The organism is Thiohalobacter sp. COW1, assembly GCF_016629505.1.
GTDB lineage: Bacteria > Pseudomonadota > Gammaproteobacteria > Thiohalobacterales > Thiohalobacteraceae > Thiohalobacter > Thiohalobacter thiocyanaticus_A.
Genome location: NZ_AP024239.1, coordinates 829,814 through 845,337 on the forward strand (window position 1 = coordinate 829,814; position 15,524 = coordinate 845,337).

The 15,524-nt window shown below is 62.9% G+C and carries 17 protein-coding genes; 9 read left to right on the plus strand and 8 right to left on the minus strand.

Annotated elements, in window-relative coordinates; all coding sequences use genetic code 11:
• Positions 1-3 precede the first annotated feature (3 nt).
• Together odhB and lpdA are read left to right on the plus strand one after the other, a co-directional pair.
• Positions 4-1,251, plus strand: coding sequence for a 2-oxoglutarate dehydrogenase complex dihydrolipoyllysine-residue succinyltransferase (gene odhB, locus COW1_RS03880; RefSeq protein WP_201345483.1), 1,248 nt, complete (start codon positions 4-6; stop codon positions 1,249-1,251).
• Positions 1,252-1,287: 36 nt separating this feature from the next.
• Positions 1,288-2,727, plus strand: a complete 1,440-nt coding sequence (gene lpdA / locus COW1_RS03885; protein WP_201345484.1) for a dihydrolipoyl dehydrogenase — start codon at positions 1,288-1,290, stop codon at positions 2,725-2,727.
• A gap of 97 nt (positions 2,728-2,824) precedes the next feature.
• On the opposite strand, the gene COW1_RS03890 is transcribed toward lpdA, so the two are convergent.
• Positions 2,825-4,078: an MgtC/SapB family protein gene (locus COW1_RS03890; protein ID WP_201345485.1), complete on the minus strand. Its 1,254-nt coding sequence runs from the start codon at positions 4,076-4,078 to the stop codon at positions 2,825-2,827.
• Positions 4,079-4,203: 125 nt separating this feature from the next.
• Here COW1_RS03890 and COW1_RS03895 point away from each other — a divergent pair, with 125 nt between their 5' ends.
• Both COW1_RS03895 and sat read left to right on the plus strand, forming a co-directional pair.
• On the plus strand, positions 4,204-5,061 hold the full coding sequence (locus tag COW1_RS03895; RefSeq protein ID WP_201345486.1) for a trans-aconitate 2-methyltransferase: 858 nt from the start codon (positions 4,204-4,206) through the stop codon (positions 5,059-5,061).
• Positions 5,062-5,304: 243 nt separating this feature from the next.
• Positions 5,305-6,495, plus strand: a complete 1,191-nt coding sequence (gene sat, locus COW1_RS03900; protein ID WP_201345487.1) for a sulfate adenylyltransferase — start codon at positions 5,305-5,307, stop codon at positions 6,493-6,495.
• Between the two features lie 191 nt (positions 6,496-6,686).
• Here the strand turns inward: sat and COW1_RS03905 are convergent, their stop codons facing one another.
• From COW1_RS03905 to COW1_RS03935, 7 genes are all read right to left on the minus strand, one after another.
• Positions 6,687-7,565 carry a PP2C family serine/threonine-protein phosphatase gene (locus COW1_RS03905; protein ID WP_201345488.1) on the minus strand — a complete coding sequence of 293 codons (879 nt, stop codon included), beginning with the start codon at positions 7,563-7,565 and terminating at the stop codon, positions 6,687-6,689.
• 14 nt (positions 7,566-7,579) lie between these two features.
• Positions 7,580-8,311, minus strand: a complete 732-nt coding sequence (locus COW1_RS03910; protein ID WP_096366374.1) for a protein kinase — start codon at positions 8,309-8,311, stop codon at positions 7,580-7,582.
• A gap of 9 nt (positions 8,312-8,320) precedes the next feature.
• On the minus strand, positions 8,321-9,397 hold the full coding sequence (locus COW1_RS03915; protein WP_096366373.1) for a succinylglutamate desuccinylase/aspartoacylase family protein: 1,077 nt from the start codon (positions 9,395-9,397) through the stop codon (positions 8,321-8,323).
• 14 nt (positions 9,398-9,411) lie between these two features.
• Positions 9,412-10,317, minus strand: a complete 906-nt coding sequence (gene rimK / locus COW1_RS03920) for a 30S ribosomal protein S6--L-glutamate ligase (protein WP_096366372.1) — start codon at positions 10,315-10,317, stop codon at positions 9,412-9,414.
• A complete protein-coding gene (locus COW1_RS03925) occupies positions 10,314-10,787 on the minus strand; it encodes an ATP-dependent zinc protease (RefSeq protein WP_201345489.1) in 474 nt (157 codons plus the stop codon). The genes rimK and COW1_RS03925 overlap by 4 nt, the downstream gene beginning before the upstream one ends.
• Before the next feature lie 132 nt (positions 10,788-10,919).
• Positions 10,920-11,501 (minus strand): YceI family protein, encoded by a 582-nt coding sequence (locus tag COW1_RS03930; protein ID WP_201345490.1) that lies wholly within the window; start codon positions 11,499-11,501, stop codon positions 10,920-10,922.
• A gap of 86 nt (positions 11,502-11,587) precedes the next feature.
• Complete coding sequence (locus COW1_RS03935) at positions 11,588-12,145, minus strand: cytochrome b (RefSeq protein ID WP_201345491.1); 558 nt, start codon at positions 12,143-12,145, stop codon at positions 11,588-11,590.
• 166 nt (positions 12,146-12,311) lie between these two features.
• Here COW1_RS03935 and COW1_RS03940 point away from each other — a divergent pair, with 166 nt between their 5' ends.
• The 5 genes from COW1_RS03940 (at position 12,312) to COW1_RS03960 (ending at position 15,142) form a co-directional block, all read left to right on the plus strand.
• A complete protein-coding gene (locus COW1_RS03940; protein ID WP_201345492.1) occupies positions 12,312-13,055 on the plus strand; it encodes an SDR family NAD(P)-dependent oxidoreductase in 744 nt (247 codons plus the stop codon).
• Between the two features lie 49 nt (positions 13,056-13,104).
• Entirely contained in the window at positions 13,105-13,647 is a 543-nt protein-coding gene (locus COW1_RS03945; protein WP_201345493.1) for a macro domain-containing protein, read from the plus strand.
• A 5-nt stretch (positions 13,648-13,652) separates the two neighbouring features.
• A complete protein-coding gene (locus tag COW1_RS03950) occupies positions 13,653-13,886 on the plus strand; it encodes a hypothetical protein (protein ID WP_157745559.1) in 234 nt (77 codons plus the stop codon).
• 140 nt (positions 13,887-14,026) lie between these two features.
• Positions 14,027-14,434, plus strand: coding sequence for a hypothetical protein (locus COW1_RS03955; RefSeq protein ID WP_201345494.1), 408 nt, complete (start codon positions 14,027-14,029; stop codon positions 14,432-14,434).
• A gap of 123 nt (positions 14,435-14,557) precedes the next feature.
• A complete protein-coding gene (locus COW1_RS03960) occupies positions 14,558-15,142 on the plus strand; it encodes a hypothetical protein (protein WP_201345495.1) in 585 nt (194 codons plus the stop codon).
• The last annotated feature ends 382 nt before the right edge of the window (positions 15,143-15,524 follow it).

Below are 15,524 nucleotides of genomic sequence, written 5' to 3' on the forward strand. Positions count from 1 at the left end.
CCCATGTCAGTCGAAATCAAGGTTCCCAGCTTCCCCGAATCGGTCGCCGACGGCACTGTGCTGCGCTGGAACAAGCGGCCCGGCGAAGCGGTTGCGCGTGACGAGACCCTGGTGGAGATCGAGACCGACAAGGTGGTCTTCGAGGTCCCCGCGCCGGCCGCCGGTGTGCTCGAGGGTATTGAGCAGGGCGAGGGTGAGGTGGTGACCTCCGGCCAGGTCATCGGCCGCCTGCGCGAGGGTGGAGCGGCGGACGCCAGCGCTGCCTCGCCGCCAGCCGCCGGAACGGAGGCGGACAGCGAGAACCGCAGCGCGAACCCGCCGGTCTCACCCTCGGCGCGACGGCTGCTGGAACAACACGGCATTGCAGCCTCGCAGGTGACCGGCACGGGTAAGGACGGACGCATCCTCAAGGAGGATGTGGAACAGCACCTCGCACACGGCAGTGAGACGACGACGGCCGATCAGGCCCGACAGGAGGCTGCGCAGACCCGCCCGCAGAAGACGCCCGCACCGCCGCCGGAACCGGCGGCAGCCACTGCCGGGGCCGGAGGACGCGAGGAGAAGCGCGTGCCCATGACCCGCCTGCGCGCACGGGTGGCGGAGCGCCTGCTTGAGGCGCAGCACAATGCCGCCATCCTGACGACGTTCAACGAGGTCGACATGCAGCCGGTCATGCAGCTGCGCCAGCGCTATCGCGAGGCCTTCGAGACGCGTCACGGCGTGAAACTCGGGTTCATGTCCTTTTTCGTCAAAGCGGCCGTGGAGGCGCTGCGGCGGTTCCCGGAGGTCAATGCCTCCATCGACGGCAACGATGTCGTCTACCACGGTTATTTCGACATCGGCATCGCGGTCAGTTCGCCGCGCGGCCTGGTGGTGCCCATCCTGCGCGATGCCGACGCGCTCGGCCTGGCCGAGATCGAAGGGCGCATCCTGGACTTTGCCCAACGGGCGCAGCAAGGGCGGCTGGAACTGGATGAGATCACGGGAGGCACCTTCACCATCACCAACGGCGGCGTGTTCGGCTCCATGCTGTCCACCCCCATCATCAATCCGCCCCAGAGCGGCATTCTCGGCATGCACAGGATCCAGGAGCGTCCGGTGGCGGAGAACGGCGAAGTGGTCGTCCGGCCCATGATGTACCTGGCACTGAGCTACGATCATCGCCTGATCGACGGCCGCGAGGCGGTGCAGTTTCTGGTCACCATCAAGGATATGATCGAGGATCCGGCACGCCTGCTGCTGGATGTCTGACTGGATACCTGACGGCATGTCAGGGGAGAAGAGCGCATGACGGACAAATACGATGTGGTGGTGATCGGCGCCGGACCGGCAGGCTATGTGGCCGCGATCCGCTGTGCCCAGCTGGGGCTTGCCACAGCCTGCGTGGACGAGTGGGTCAATCCGCAGGGCAGGCCGGCCCTGGGCGGGACCTGTCTGAATGTCGGCTGCATTCCCTCCAAGGCCCTGTTGGAATCCTCCGAACTCTATGTCCGGGCGCAGCAGGAACTGGCCACGCACGGCGTGACCTGCAAGGGCGTGGCACTGGATCTGCCCGCCATGATGGCTCGCAAGGACAAGGTGGTGCAGGAACTCACCCAGGGCATCGAGCAGTTGTTCAAGTCCAATACCATCACCTGGCTGGCCGGCCGGGGCCGGCTGGTGTCGGGCACACAGGTCGAGGTTACCCCGGCCGACGGTAAAGCGCAGACGCTGGAGGCCGGCCATGTGATTCTGGCGCCCGGCTCCGCGCCGGTGGAAATCGATCATATCCCGCTGACCGACGACCGGATCGTCGACTCCGCCGGGGCGCTGGCCTTCGACAGCGTGCCCAGGCGACTGGGCGTGATCGGTGCCGGCGTGATCGGGCTGGAACTGGGCAGCGTCTGGCAGCGCCTGGGCAGCGAAGTGATCCTGCTCGAGGCCCAGGAACAGTTCCTGTCCATGACCGATGCGCAGCTCGGCAGGGAGGCGCTGCGCCAGTTCCGCAAGCAGGGACTGGATATCCGCCTGGGGGCGCGCGTCACCGAGTGCGAGATCAAACGCAGCAAGGTGCATATCGAATACGAGGACGCGAAGGGCAGGGAGCAGGAACAGGTCGATCGGCTGATCGTGGCGGTCGGGCGGCGTCCCAATACCGAGGGCCTGGCCAGTGATGAGAGCCAACTGCTGCTGGACGAGTGGGGGTTCATCCATGTCAATGAGCAATGCCGCACCAACCTGCCCACGGTCTATGCCATCGGTGATGCCGTGCGCGGCCCGATGCTGGCACACAAGGGCTCGGAAGAAGGTGTGATGGTGGCCGAACTGATCGCCGGGCATCACGCTTCCCTGAACTACGATGCCGTCCCGTCGGTCATCTATACCCAGCCCGAGATCGCCTGGGTGGGCAAGACCGAGCAGGCCCTGAAGACAGAGGGGATTGAGTACCGCAGCGGTGTCTTTCCCTTCGCTGCCAGCGGCCGTGCCCGTGCCGCCGGTCAGACCGATGGCTTCATCAAATTGCTGGCCGATGCCGAAACCGACCGCCTGCTGGGGGCGCACATGATCGGTCCGCATGCCTCGGAGTTGGTTGCTCAGGCCGTGCTGGCCCTGGAAATGCAGGCCAGCGCCGAAGACGTCATGCTCACTGTGTTTGCCCATCCGACCCTGTCGGAGTCCTTCCACGAGGCCGCCCTGGCCGTGCACGACCGTGCCATCCATGTCGCCCGGCCGCGGCGAGGGAAATAACAGCGTGTAGGATGGCTGGAGGCGCTTGCGCCGCAACCCATCTGCAGGTGGGGAACGATGGGTTTGCGCTGCGCTCCACCCATCCTACTCGCTGGTATCACAGCAGCAGGATAGTCATCCCCCCCGCCAGCCCGACCGCCAGCATCGGCGGCAGCACATACTTCGCCAGTACGGCACCGCCGATCACCGCGGCCAGGACGCCCTTGAACAGGGTGTTGACGACCGCAGCCAGCGTCATGGCGCCAACCGCCGCCTGTGAATTGGCCTCGATGCCGGGCATGCGGGCAATGGTCAGGGTAATGGCATCCACGTCGGCCACTCCGCTGATACCGGCGGCGATGTACAACCCGCGCTGACCCAGCCAGGCATGCAGAGCCTCGGTGGCCAGCATGACCAGTGCCAGCAGCAGGGCGAATTTCAATGCCGGAAGCAGTTGGAAGGGATTGCTCAGCGGGGTCTCGATCGGTTTGTCCCGCTTCCTCGCCGCCAGCCGCCACAGCCAGAACACGCCCACCAGCGCCACGGCCAGCATGACCAGCAGCGGCACCAGCATGGGGGCGGCCAGGGATCGATTGAGAATGACGATCTCCAGCAGCATACGTGGAAACATGGTCGCCGAAGCAATCAGGATACCGGCCGCCAGCATGGGCGGCGGCAGGCCCTTCCCCTGCAGACGGGAGAAATGCAGCGTTGTTGCAGTGGAGGAGGTTATGCCGCCCAGAAATCCTGTCAGCAGTGTCCCCTTGCCGGCGCCGAATATGCGCATGGCGATATAGCCGAAAAAGGAGATGCCGGCGATAAGCACCACCAGCCACCACAGCTCATACGGGTTGAGCGCGGACCAGGGTCCGTAACCTCGGTTGGGCAGAACCGGCAGCAGGACCACTGAGATCAGCAGCAGCTTGAGGGTGGCCAGCAGTTCGGGTTCCTCGATCCTGCGGATCCAGGCATGCAGCAGGGGTTTGAGACTGAGCAGAAAGGCCGTTACCACGGCTGCGCTGGCCGCGGCCGCCTGCTGCCCGCGCATGGCCAGGGCGCCGATGACGAAGGTGAGCAGGGCGGCGACCAGGGTGGTAATCCCGTAGTCTCTGTCGGCCCTGACCTGACGGCTGTGGCTGATGATGAGCAGGCCGGTGAAGGCCACGAAGGCAAAGCCGAGCAGCACTTCACCCAGTTCATTCGCCAGCAACGCCCACAGCGCCCCCAGCAACCCGATCAGACCGAAGGTGCGGATGCCGGCCAGACGCGTGCCTTCCTCGGCGGTGCGCCGCTCCCAGCCGCGCTCGGCGCCGATCAGCAGGCCCAGGGCAAGTGCCAGCAGGAGGTTCAACAGGGTATGGATTTCCGCCATCGTTCAGCACCCGCGTGCATTGATGGGGTATTGTCGCATCAGCCGCCGCAGGATTCACTTCCCTGAATCCTGCATGACAGGATAAAACTTTACCTCCTCACGGCACTGTGGCATAAAGCACGCCCATGAAAGCATCCAAATCGAGCAGGAAACACAAGAAGGGCAGGGGCGCCGGGACGAACAAGCCCGCGCTGGCCAGCCAGGCCGATCGTCACATCCTGTATCAGGACTCAGTACAGGACACCGAGTTCGAGTTCGAATTCATCAACGGTACCTTCGAGCGTCTGCGCGGACGCCAGCCCCATCTGCTGCGCGAGGATTTCTGCGGCACGGCACAGATGTGCTGCGAGTGGGTCAGACGCGATCCGCACAACCGGGCCGTCGGGGTGGACCTGGACACCGAGGTGCTGGACTGGGCGCGCGAGCATAACCTGTCGCAGCTCGAACCCGAACAGCGGGAACGGGTGCAGCTGGCCGAGGCCGACGTGCTGGAAGTCAGAACCGAGCAGGCCCCGGACCTGATCATCGCCATGAACTTCAGCTACCAGGGCTTCAAGACCCGGGAGGCCCTGCGCGGCTATTTCGAGCGGGTGCGCGAGGCCCTGACCGACGACGGTGTGCTGATCATGGATGCCTTCGGCGGCTACGAGGCCTTCCAGGAACTGGAGGAAGAGACCGAGCACGACGATTTCACCTATATCTGGGATCAGGATTTCTACGACCCCATCACCGGGGCGATGACCTGCCATATCCATTTCAGCTTTCCCGATGGTTCCCGGATGGACAAGGCCTTCACCTACCACTGGCGTCTGTGGACCCTGCCCGAGTTGCAGGAACTGCTGAAGGAGGCCGGCTTCAAACGTGTGACCGTGTACTGGGAAGGCACGGATGAGGAGACCAACGAGGGCGACGGCAACTTCCAGCCCGCCACCCAGGGCGAGGCCGACCCCGGCTGGATCGCCTTCCTGTCAGCGGAAAAATAACCCTCCGTTCAGCCACCTGTGATGCCGGTCCGGCCGGCGTCACGGCGCATACAAAGCATTTATACAGACAGAAAAAATTTGATGGCACAAAAGCGGGGGATTTCCTGTGCTCCCGCCTGCAGCCGCAACCATCCATGTTATGATTGGCGGAATTCATAAAAACCCCGCAGGGAATTTATAAGCCTCTGATTTCAAATTGATTGCCCGTGCATTCGGGAGCAGCAAGCACCAGGAGAGAAGACAATGATCAAGCCGATAGGATCCGACACCCTCAAGCCGCTGTTCGTCTACGATTCGGACAAGCATGACGCCCTGATGCACGAGGCCGAAAGCCTGCCCTCCATCGTGATCAGCTCGGCGGCTGCCGGCAACGCGGTCATGATGGGCGGCGGCTACTTCACCCCGCTGACGGGTTACATGAACGTCGCTGACGCAGTCAGCTGCGCGGAGTCGATGCAGACCACCTCGGGCCAGTTCTTCCCGGTGCCTATCCTCAACCTGGTCGAGGACATCTCTGCCATCAAGGATGCCAAGCGCATCGCCCTGCGCGATCCCAATGTCGAGGGCCAGCCCGTGATCGCCGTGCAGGACATCGAAGCGATCGAAGAGGTCAGCGACGAGCAGATGAAGCTGATGACCGAGAAGGTCTACCGCACCACCGATACGGAACACCCCGGTGTGGCCGCCTTCAATTCCCAGGGCCGCTATGCCATTTCCGGTCCCATCCAGGTGCTCAATTTCAGCTATTTCCAGACGGACTTCCCCGATACCTTCCGTACCGCGGTCGAGATCCGCAACGAGATCCAGGAACGCGGCTGGAAAAAGGTCGTTGCCTTCCAGACCCGCAACCCCATGCACCGCGCACACGAGGAACTGTGTCGCATGGCCATGGACCGCCTGGGCTGCGACGGTCTGGTCATCCACATGCTGCTGGGCAAGCTCAAGCCCGGTGACATCCCGGCCCCGGTGCGCGACGCCGCCATCCGCAAGATGGTGGAACTGTACTTCCCGCCCAACAGCGCCATGATCACCGGCTACGGCTTCGACATGCTCTACGCCGGCCCGCGCGAGGCGGTGCTGCACGCCTATTTCCGCCAGAACATGGGCGCGACCCATTTCATCATCGGCCGCGACCACGCCGGCGTGGGCGACTACTATGGTCCCTTCGACGCCCAGACCATCTTCGACGAGGAGGTCCCTGCGGGCGCGCTGGAGATCGAGATCTTCAAGGCCGATCACACTGCCTATTCGAAGAAGCTCAACAAGGTCGTCATGATGTGCGAGGCGCCGGACCATTCCAAGGAAGACTTCGTCCTGCTGTCCGGCACCAAGGTGCGCGAGATGCTGGGTAAGGGCGAGGCGCCGCCGAAGGAGTTCTCCCGCCCCGAGGTGGCCAAGATCCTGATGGACTACTATCAGAGCCTGAATGGCTGAGGGCTGTCCGGCCTGAAAGACGAAAGCCGCCTCCGGGCGGCTTTTTTATTTATGTGCATCACAAGGGACGTGACGGAAACAAAGCTGCGAAATATTGCCTGTAACACTAAGAGTAGCGTCATCCCCGCGTAGGCGGGGATCCAGACGCCACAGCGGGTTATGGATTCCCGCCTACGCGGGAATGACGCTGTTTAACCATGATCTTTGCCTTGCGTACTCTGCGCCTTTGCGCCTCTGCGTTGAGGTGTTGCTGGTTTCCGCCGGATCAGCATGAAACTCAGGTCATCCGCCTTGCTGGGCTGGCGGCGCCTCTCGGTGAGCATGCGTTCGCGCACGTCGGCGGCCAGCCGGCGCGCGGCGTGGTTCAACGGGCCCTTGCGGATGCGCTCGATGATCTCCTCCTTGTACAGGTTGTCATAGAGCCCGTCGCTGCCGATGACGATGGTATCGTGACGGGCCATGTCGACAAAGGAGCCGATTTCCACCCGCAGATCCTCGTGGCCGAGGATATTGGTCACCAGGTGACGATCTTCGTGATGCAGTGCCGCATCCTCTTCCAGCAGCCCGGCCTCGACGGCGTAGCCGGTGGGGGAGTGGGGGACGGTCTGGTACTTGATGCGGCCGCGCAGGCCGACATGCATGATCATGGTATCGCCGGCATGATAGGGACGGATGCGGCCGTCGGCATATTCGATCACGGTCAGGGTGGTGCTGGCGCCGACACCGAGTTCCATGATGCGGGTATTGGCCAGCTCGTAGGCATTGAGCACGCAGGCGCGGACGTCCTGTTCCGGTGATTTCTCGCGCAGCACCTGCTCGAGAGCGGCGACCGCGAGCCGGGAGGCGTCACCGCCCTGGCGGGTGCCGCCGGCGCCGTCGGCAATAGCGAGGATACACTCTCTGCCATCCAGCGGGATGATTGCCAGACAGTCTTCGTTCGGCGTCTCCTTCTCCGGTGATACCGCGCTGTAGGCGATGACTTCCAGCGAGTTCGCAGTGATGTGAAAGAAACGTTCCTCGTTCTGCTGTTCAATCAACAGCGGCTGATCCAGCTCAATCCTTTTTTTCATGTTATTGGTTGTCGTTACCAGGACAGATTTTCAAGATATTCTCTCAATTGTCCCGCAGTTTTGAATTTTTTCAATATCAAAGTGCGTTTCAGGCCGTTGATGACCGATTTCACCGGCTGCGGCTGGCGGGCGTAGTGGCGCTGACCGCCGAGGACATCATAGAGAATACGGACAAGATCGAATACGTCCTGGCGGATGTTCTGTGCCGTCGGCGGTCCCCAGTGGTACATGTCCACCAGCTTGACTTCGAATGCGAGTCCCGCGCGCTGCACGATGATGTTATCGGTATGCAGGTCGCCGTGATACTCGCCCATGTGATGAATGCTCTCGATGCCCTGGGCCAGGGTATAGAGAAGATGCAGGCCCTGGAAATAATCCAGTCGCTGGCCTGGCTGTTCCTCTATGAAATTGGACAACAGCTCGCCCTCGACATAATCCGAGACGATGAACTTGACCGGCTGACGCTGAAGGGTGACGCTGTCCTGGGTATGGTACTGGATCAGGATCGGACAGTTGCGCAGCTTGTGCAGTTTCTTGGCATAGAAGAGCAGGCTGCGGTTATTCGGGTTGCGCTGCGGGTAGAAGAACTTGGCCGCGCGTTCGATGCCGGTGTCCTTCTCCACCACCAGATACACCTCGCCTTCCCAGCCGGAGCCGAGCGAACTGACCACTTCATATTTCCCGGCAAGTACGCGGCCGGGTTTGAAATTGAAGCTTCGGATCGGTTTCACCTTGCGCACGGCCATGGCGACAGGTCACTCGTTGGATGAAGGCTCGGGTTCGTCATTGAACGTCGCCGTGCCGGGATGAGACTCTTCCATCTGGTAAGTGGCCTGGAAGGCTTCGACCTGGGCGGCGACGTCCTCGACCGTCTCGAAGCGGGCAATGTGAAACAGCGCTTCGCCCTCATAGGCCATGGGCAGATGGGTCCGGCCGATCACGATCCCGGCGTAGGTGGACTTGATTTCGCGTTCCTGGCTGCCGAAGGGGTCCGAGACGATGCCGAGCACGTCGCCCTTGCGCACCCGCGCACCCAGGCCGATCAGCGGGCGCAGGATGCCGCTGCCGGGGGCGCGCACCCAGGCGCTGGACTCGGCGATCACCGGTTCGGCCCGGGGACGTTTCTTTTTCCGACTCGACGGCGGCAGCATGCCCAGGTAATGCATGACATTGATCACACCGCGCACACCGGCGCGAATGGACACCTCGTCGAAGCGCAGTGCCTCGCCGGCCTCGTAGAGCAGGGTGGGGATCTCGGCCTCGGTGGCGGCCTGACGCAGCGAACCGTCGCGGATGTCGGCGTTGAGCACCACCGGCGTGCCGAAGGCCTTGGCCATGGCCTCGGTATCAGGCAGGTGCATGTTGGCGCGGATGTGCGGCAGGTTGAAGCGGTGGCGCGCACCCGTGTGCAGGTCGATGCCGTGGGTGGAATTGCCGACGATCTCCTCCATGAAGGTGTGTGCCAGGCGTGCCGCCAGCGAGCCCTTTTCGGAGCCGGGGAAGACCCGGTTGAGATCGCGTTGATCGGGCAGTTCGCGCGAGTGCTGCAGAAAACCCTGCACATTGACGATGGGCACGGCGATCAGGGTGCCGCGCAGGCGCTTCAGCGCCGCCGAGCGCAGTACCCGGCGGATGATCTCCACACCGTTGAGTTCGTCGCCGTGGATGGCGGCACTGACGAACAGGTGCGGCCCGGCCTTGTTGCCGCGCACGATCTGCACCGGCATGGTGATGGGCGTGTGCGTGTAGAGCCGGGTGATGGGCAGCTCCAGCGTGGTGCGGGTGCCGGGCGCAATGCTCCGGCCGTTGATGTGGAGTGGATCGGCTTGCATGCCAGGCCCTGTCCTCAGCCCTTGCCCTTGGTGCCCGTCTTGCCGAACTTGGCGTTCTTCTCGATGAACTGGATGATCATCCCGGCGATGTCCTTGCCGGTGGCGCTTTCGATGCCCTCCAGGCCGGGCGAGGAGTTGACCTCCATGACCACCGGGCCGTGATTGGAACGCAGGATGTCCACACCGGCCACGTTCAGCCCCATGATCCTGGCCGCGCGCACCGCGGTGGAACGCTCCTCGGGGGTGATCTTGATCAGGGTGGCGGAGCCGCCCCGATGCAGGTTGGAGCGGAATTCGCCCTCCTTGGCCTGACGCTTCATGGCCGCGACCACCTTGTCGCCGATGACGAAGCAGCGGATGTCGGAGCCTCTGGCTTCGCCGATGTATTCCTGCACCATGATGTTGGTGCGCAGCCCCATGAAGGCCTCGATCACGCTCTCCGCGGCCTGACGGGTCTCGGCCAGCACCACGCCGATGCCCTGGGTGCCTTCCAGCAGTTTGATTACCAGCGGGGCGCCGCCGACCATCTTGATCAGGTCTTCGACGTCATCGGGCGAATGGGCGAAGCCGGTGATCGGCAGACCGATGCCGCGGCGCGAGAGCAGCTGCAGCGAGCGCAGCTTGTCACGGGCGCGGGTGATGGCGACGGACTCGTTGACCGGGAAGGTGCCCATCATCTCGAACTGACGCAGCACGGCGGTGCCGTAGAAGGTAATCGAGGCACCGATGCGCGGAATGACGGCGTCGAAGCCGCTCAGATTCTCGCCCTTGTAATGCACCTCCGGCTTGTGCGAGGCGATGTTCATGTAGCAGCGCAGGGTATCGATCACCCGCACTTCGTGGCCGCGCTCCTTGGCGGCCTCGACCAGACGCCGGGTGGAGTAGAGCGAGGCGCGGCGGGAGAGTATGGCGATGTTCATCCGGAATCCTGTGCGTGTCGGTGTTTGCCGGCGGGGGGTTTTTCACCCGCCAGGTAGGAAGACTGTGGATCCACCACAAGCCTTCCGGCCATGGCGGTTCGTCCCAGCAGCATGCGAAAACGCATGTTATCACGGTTGGTCAGGGTCACCTCAATCGGCCAGGTCGTCGCGCCCAGCCGCAGCTCGGTGCGGATCACATAGCGTTTTTCCCGGTGCCCGCCGGAGTCACTCACCCAGCGTTCGTCGATGACCTCGGCCACGGTGAAATGCTCGATATCGCTGCGGCCCTGATGCGGATGCAGGCCGATGCGGACCTTGCGCACACCGTCCTCGTCGAAGGGCTCGATCAGGAAGGTATGCAGGGCCGAGGTGCGTGCGCCGGTGTCGATCTTGGCCTTGAGATAGGGAACGCCCAACTCGGGCAGGGCCACCCACTCGCGCCAGCCGACCGTGGTCTTGGTGCCTGTCATGCGGCCATTATGCCTGATCCCACAGACAAAAAAATCGGGCCGGCAGTTCTGCCGGCCCGATGCCGAGTCCTCTCTTCCCCGTGGGGGAGTACCCAGGGGGCATAAAAGGGCCAGGATAAGGGGACGGGTAAATCAGTCCTGGCGAATCCCCTCCACCGACAGGAACAGTTCCACCTCGCGCGAGGCCGGACCCAGGTCGTAGTCGATGTCGAATTCGGCCAGTTTCAGGGTGGTGGTGCCGGTGAAGCCGCGGCGGTAGCCGCCCCAGGGATCCGGGCCGTGCCCCATGTGCTCGACCTCGATGGTGATGGGCCGGGTGACGCCGTGCAGGGTCAGTTCGCCCTCCAGCGTGGCGGTACCGTCGCCATGCTCGGTGAAGCCGGTGCTGACGAAGCGGGCCTCGGGGTATTTCCCGACCTCCAGGAAGTCCTCGCCGCGCAGGTGCTTGTCGCGCTCGGCATGGTTGGAGTCGATGCTGGCGGTCTGGATCACCACCTCGACACTGGAGGCCTCGGGCTTGTCCTCGTCATAGCTGAAGCGGCCCTCGAACTCGTTGAAGCGGCCGAGCAGCATGCTGTAACCCAGGTGCGGGATGCGGAACTGGATGAAGGCATGCGAATCCTTGGTGTCGATGACATAGTCCGCCGCTGCGGCCAGGCCGGGCAGGCTGAGAACACTGGCGAGGAGGGCGGCTGTCAGGGTCCGGGTTTTCATGGTGCATCTCCTTGTGTTGGTGAGAAGGGTGTGATCATCGTCATCCCGGCCTGCGCCGGGATGATGAATTGCAGGTTTTCAGCCTTTCAGCTCATGTCATTCCGGCTTCGCAGCATGCGCCGCAGGGTCCGGTCTCGGTCGATGAAATGGTGCTTGAGCGCGGCCAGGGCATGCACAGAGGCCAGGCCGATCAGGATGAAGGCCAGGATCTCGTGGATCTCGCCGGCGATGTCCTCCTGCTGTTCGTAACCGCTGAATGTGGCTGGAACGCTGAACCAGTCGAACACCTCCACCGGCCGGCCCTCGGCGGTGGAGATCAGATAACCGCTGACCATCACCAGCAGGGGCAGGGCATAGAGCAGCACATGGGTCCAGTGTGCCAGCCGCCGCTCCCAGGGCTTGTGGTTGGACAACGGGACAGGCCGCGGGTTGCACCAGCGCCAGGCCAGGCGCAGCAGGATTGCCAGGAACAGCAGTATCCCGACGGATTTGTGAATGGCCGGCGCCTCGCGGTACCAGGGATCGTAATAGGTCAGATCCGTCATCCACAATCCCAGCGCGAACAGTCCGATTATGACGAGCGCCACCAGCCAGTGCAGCAGGATGCTGATCCAGCCATAGCCTGTTGAGGTGTTACGGAGCATGTCGCTTCTCCCGGTTCATCTGACAGAGAGTATAACTATTGTGAAAATATGAATTAATCACCTGTTTATCAAAATATTGTTCTTATTATGGCAACAAATAGTGCTTGCGAGTGCCAATGTCATAAGGACAGAATCATCGTATGCACCATGCACAACAGGAGTCTGTATGAGGTTGTTCATCACCGGCAACAGCAGCGGCCTCGGCCGTGGTTTCAGCGAAGCGGCCCTGGCCCGGGGCTGGGAGGTCTACGGCTGCAGCCGCCGCGGCTGTGACCTGGAGGGGGTACATGACGTCCAGTGCGATCTGGGTGAATTCGCGACGGTGCCGGCGGCCCTGGAACAGCTGCTGGCCGGCGTTGAGCGCCTGGACCTGGTCATCCTGAACGCCGGTATCCTGGGCGGGATCAAACCCATGCACGACACCTCCCTGGCTGAACTGGGCCGCAACATGGACATCAACGTCTGGGCCAACAAGATCATCCTGGACTGGCTGCTGGATTCCGGTATTGCAGTCGACCAGATCGTGGGCATATCCTCGGGTGCGGCCGTGCTGGGCAACAAGGGCTGGAACGGCTACGCCATCTCCAAGGCCGCACTCAACATGCTGCTGCGGCTGTATTCCCATGAGTTTCCGGAGACCCATCTCGCGGCCATCGCCCCCGGCCTGATCGACACCGCCATGATGGACTATCTCTGCGTTGAACCCGACCCAGAGGAATACCCGGCCCTGGGCCGGATCCGCGCCGCCCGCGGCACCGATACCATGCCCGGCCCGCGCGCGGCGGCGGAACGGGTGCTGGAGGTCGTGGGCAGACTGAAGACATTCGACAGCGGCAGCTTCGTCGATATCCGCCAGCTCATCGCTCCCGAGGAATACGCCGCCCTGATGCAGGCCCGCCAGAAGCGCTAGCCTCCCTTGATGAGGGAGGATCAAGGAGGGGGGACATAAGGAGGAAACCATGACCCACCGCACCATCAACAACGTCACTATCGAGTGCACCCTGGGCGACATCGCCAGCCAGGCCGACATGGACGCCGTCGTCAATGCCGCCAACGCCCAGCTGCGCCCCGGCGGCGGCGTGGCCGGCGCCATCCACCGCGCCGCCGGTCCGGGTCTGGACGAGGAGTGCCGGCCGCTGGCGCCCATCAAACCCGGTCAGGCCGTGATCACCAGTGCGCACAACCTCCCGAACAAGTATGTGATCCACTGCCTGGGACCGGTCTACGGTGTGGATGAGCCCGCCGATGAACTGCTTGCCGGCTGCTATCGCCGGGCACTGCAGCTGGCGGAGCAGAACGGGATCGAATCGATTGCCTTTCCGGCCATCTCCACCGGTGTGTTCGGTTACCCGCTGGAAGCGGCGACCAGGATTGCACTGGGCGTCATGGCAGATGAAGCACAAACACTGACACAGCTGAAGCAGATTCGATGTGTGCTGTTTCAGCCCTCGGATCTGGCGGTATACAATCAGGTGCTGGATGAGTTGAAGGGAACCAGGTGAAAAACATGCAAAACGACAGATATCAATCCCATCTCAGGATGGCCTGGGTGATATATGCACTGATTACGCTCGTCATTGTCGTGCTGCTGGTGCTGTTCGTCGCGCAGGATACTGAAGAGCGGTTCTTCTTCGCGATAATGCCCGCCGCCGCAGCGTATGTGTTCCGGCCGACCGAACGCTACCTGAGCAAGCTCATTTTCAAGTTCACCGGGGTTTCCAGGCCCACGGAAAACGAATGAACAATTCATCTCCAATGTTTCTGGGGATAGCTCCGAGACGAGGGCGCGCGCCCGGATTGAGTGACCGGTATTATTATTTAACATAATATACATTATGCGAAGTATCCAGGAGGGGGTGATGCCGCCCAAGGACGGGAAAAATGGATGCCGTAACGGAGTACCTGGCCGATGGGTACGCGGGCGATCTGACCACCCTCGGGGCGCTGCAAATCCTGTGCGGGTTCAGCCACGAGCAAGCCGCCGCGGCCTGCCTGGTGTCTCCCGCGACTTACCGGCGCTGGCGCAGCGATCGCAAGGCCAACCCGACCGCCGTCCGGTTGATGGCCATTCACGCGGGCTACTTCCCTTGGCCCGGCTGGGACGGCTGGGAGATGCACAACGGCTTCCTGTTCCCGCCGGGCTACGCGCGGCACGGCTTCGGCCCCGGCAATCTGATGGCGCTGCCGTTCCTCTACCAGCTGCTCGCCGAGTACCGGCGCAAGGGCAAGTCCGCCGAGACCGTCAAGCCAACCCTCGACCGGCTCGCCGAGGGTGCCCGGTACCTGTAACACGGGCACTTTGTCTCATCCGTGCGACTCAGGGCGCTAACCCTTTGCTGATTGACTGGCCTCGTGGCCGTACCTGTAACACGGCCACTTTGTCCACCGGGGTGGAAAATCCGGGGGTGGATCATGCTTGAGACCGTCCACCCCACCCACCTGCACGCGGGCGTTCTGGCCGCCTGTCAGGCCCATGCCGAGAACCCGAAACGGGGGCAGCAAGCCTTTCTGACCTGGACCCTGATCCAGACCCTCGGCATCGAGGAAGCCCGCCGCCGGGTCTCCCGCTCGACCTTCTACACCCACCTTCAGGTTCTCCGGACCGCAGGGGTTGCCCTGCCGCCGGTGGTCCCGACCCATCCCGGCGGTAGCTGGTTCGGTAAGGCCACGGCCTCCGAGGCACTGGCGACCCTGACGGCGCACCCGGGCCGGTTGATGGACCTGGTGGACCAGCCGTTCGAGGTGGTCCAGCCCTGGCCCACGCGGGGCCTGGGCATCGATCCGGGTGATAACACCGGCTTGCAGTATGACCTTGAAGCCTGGCCGGTCGGCACCTCTGGCGTCGTGGTGTATGTGCTTTTCGATGGGCAGTGGCAGGCCACCCTGGAACACACCTTTCACCAGACCCTGTCGCTGGAGTTCAGCTGCGTGACGGTGCCGATCAACACCCTGATCCAGTGCACCGTGCCGAAGGAGCTGCCGTCATGCCCGGCCTGACCCGCCCTGCTCTTACGTCGCCCCCACAACGGTATCCCGGCCGTCAGGCCGGGACCGTGGGGGCGCTGCGCGTCTCTTCGGGCTTTTGGTTTTGCGAAGGCAGGATGCCGGAGCCAGGGCAGGACGCCCGCTTTCCCGAGCGACTGGACAGGAGCGAGACCGGAGACCTGGGCGGAAAATCTCATATCCGGACTATTGGTTCCACGCAGCCGGAAATGCGTAGCCTTTTCGGCGTGTTAGATCGAAGTTATGCCGTCGATGGGACTCGCAGTGTTTTTTTTCATCACAAATGTGGGCATATTGCCCAAAAGGGGTTTACTGATGGAACATCAGAATCAGCTAATGTTATACATTATGCGAAGTATCCAGGAGGGGGTGATGC

Bases quoted from the DNA above. Each gene is read 5' to 3' on its own strand.
- odhB (WP_201345483.1), top strand. From the start codon at position 4: ATGTCAGTCGAAATCAAGGTTCCCAGCTTCCCCGAATCGGTCGCCGAC.
- lpdA (WP_201345484.1), top strand. From the start codon at position 1,288: ATGACGGACAAATACGATGTGGTGGTGATCGGCGCCGGACCGGCAGGC.
- COW1_RS03890 (WP_201345485.1), bottom strand. From the start codon at position 4,078: ATGGCGGAAATCCATACCCTGTTGAACCTCCTGCTGGCACTTGCCCTG.
- COW1_RS03895 (WP_201345486.1), top strand. From the start codon at position 4,204: ATGAAAGCATCCAAATCGAGCAGGAAACACAAGAAGGGCAGGGGCGCC.
- sat (WP_201345487.1), top strand. From the start codon at position 5,305: ATGATCAAGCCGATAGGATCCGACACCCTCAAGCCGCTGTTCGTCTAC.
- COW1_RS03905 (WP_201345488.1), bottom strand. From the start codon at position 7,565: ATGAAAAAAAGGATTGAGCTGGATCAGCCGCTGTTGATTGAACAGCAG.
- COW1_RS03910 (WP_096366374.1), bottom strand. From the start codon at position 8,311: ATGGCCGTGCGCAAGGTGAAACCGATCCGAAGCTTCAATTTCAAACCC.
- COW1_RS03915 (WP_096366373.1), bottom strand. From the start codon at position 9,397: ATGCAAGCCGATCCACTCCACATCAACGGCCGGAGCATTGCGCCCGGC.
- rimK (WP_096366372.1), bottom strand. From the start codon at position 10,317: ATGAACATCGCCATACTCTCCCGCCGCGCCTCGCTCTACTCCACCCGG.
- COW1_RS03925 (WP_201345489.1), bottom strand. From the start codon at position 10,787: ATGACAGGCACCAAGACCACGGTCGGCTGGCGCGAGTGGGTGGCCCTG.
- COW1_RS03930 (WP_201345490.1), bottom strand. From the start codon at position 11,501: ATGAAAACCCGGACCCTGACAGCCGCCCTCCTCGCCAGTGTTCTCAGC.
- COW1_RS03935 (WP_201345491.1), bottom strand. From the start codon at position 12,145: ATGCTCCGTAACACCTCAACAGGCTATGGCTGGATCAGCATCCTGCTG.
- COW1_RS03940 (WP_201345492.1), top strand. From the start codon at position 12,312: ATGAGGTTGTTCATCACCGGCAACAGCAGCGGCCTCGGCCGTGGTTTC.
- COW1_RS03945 (WP_201345493.1), top strand. From the start codon at position 13,105: ATGACCCACCGCACCATCAACAACGTCACTATCGAGTGCACCCTGGGC.
- COW1_RS03950 (WP_157745559.1), top strand. From the start codon at position 13,653: ATGCAAAACGACAGATATCAATCCCATCTCAGGATGGCCTGGGTGATA.
- COW1_RS03955 (WP_201345494.1), top strand. From the start codon at position 14,027: ATGGATGCCGTAACGGAGTACCTGGCCGATGGGTACGCGGGCGATCTG.
- COW1_RS03960 (WP_201345495.1), top strand. From the start codon at position 14,558: ATGCTTGAGACCGTCCACCCCACCCACCTGCACGCGGGCGTTCTGGCC.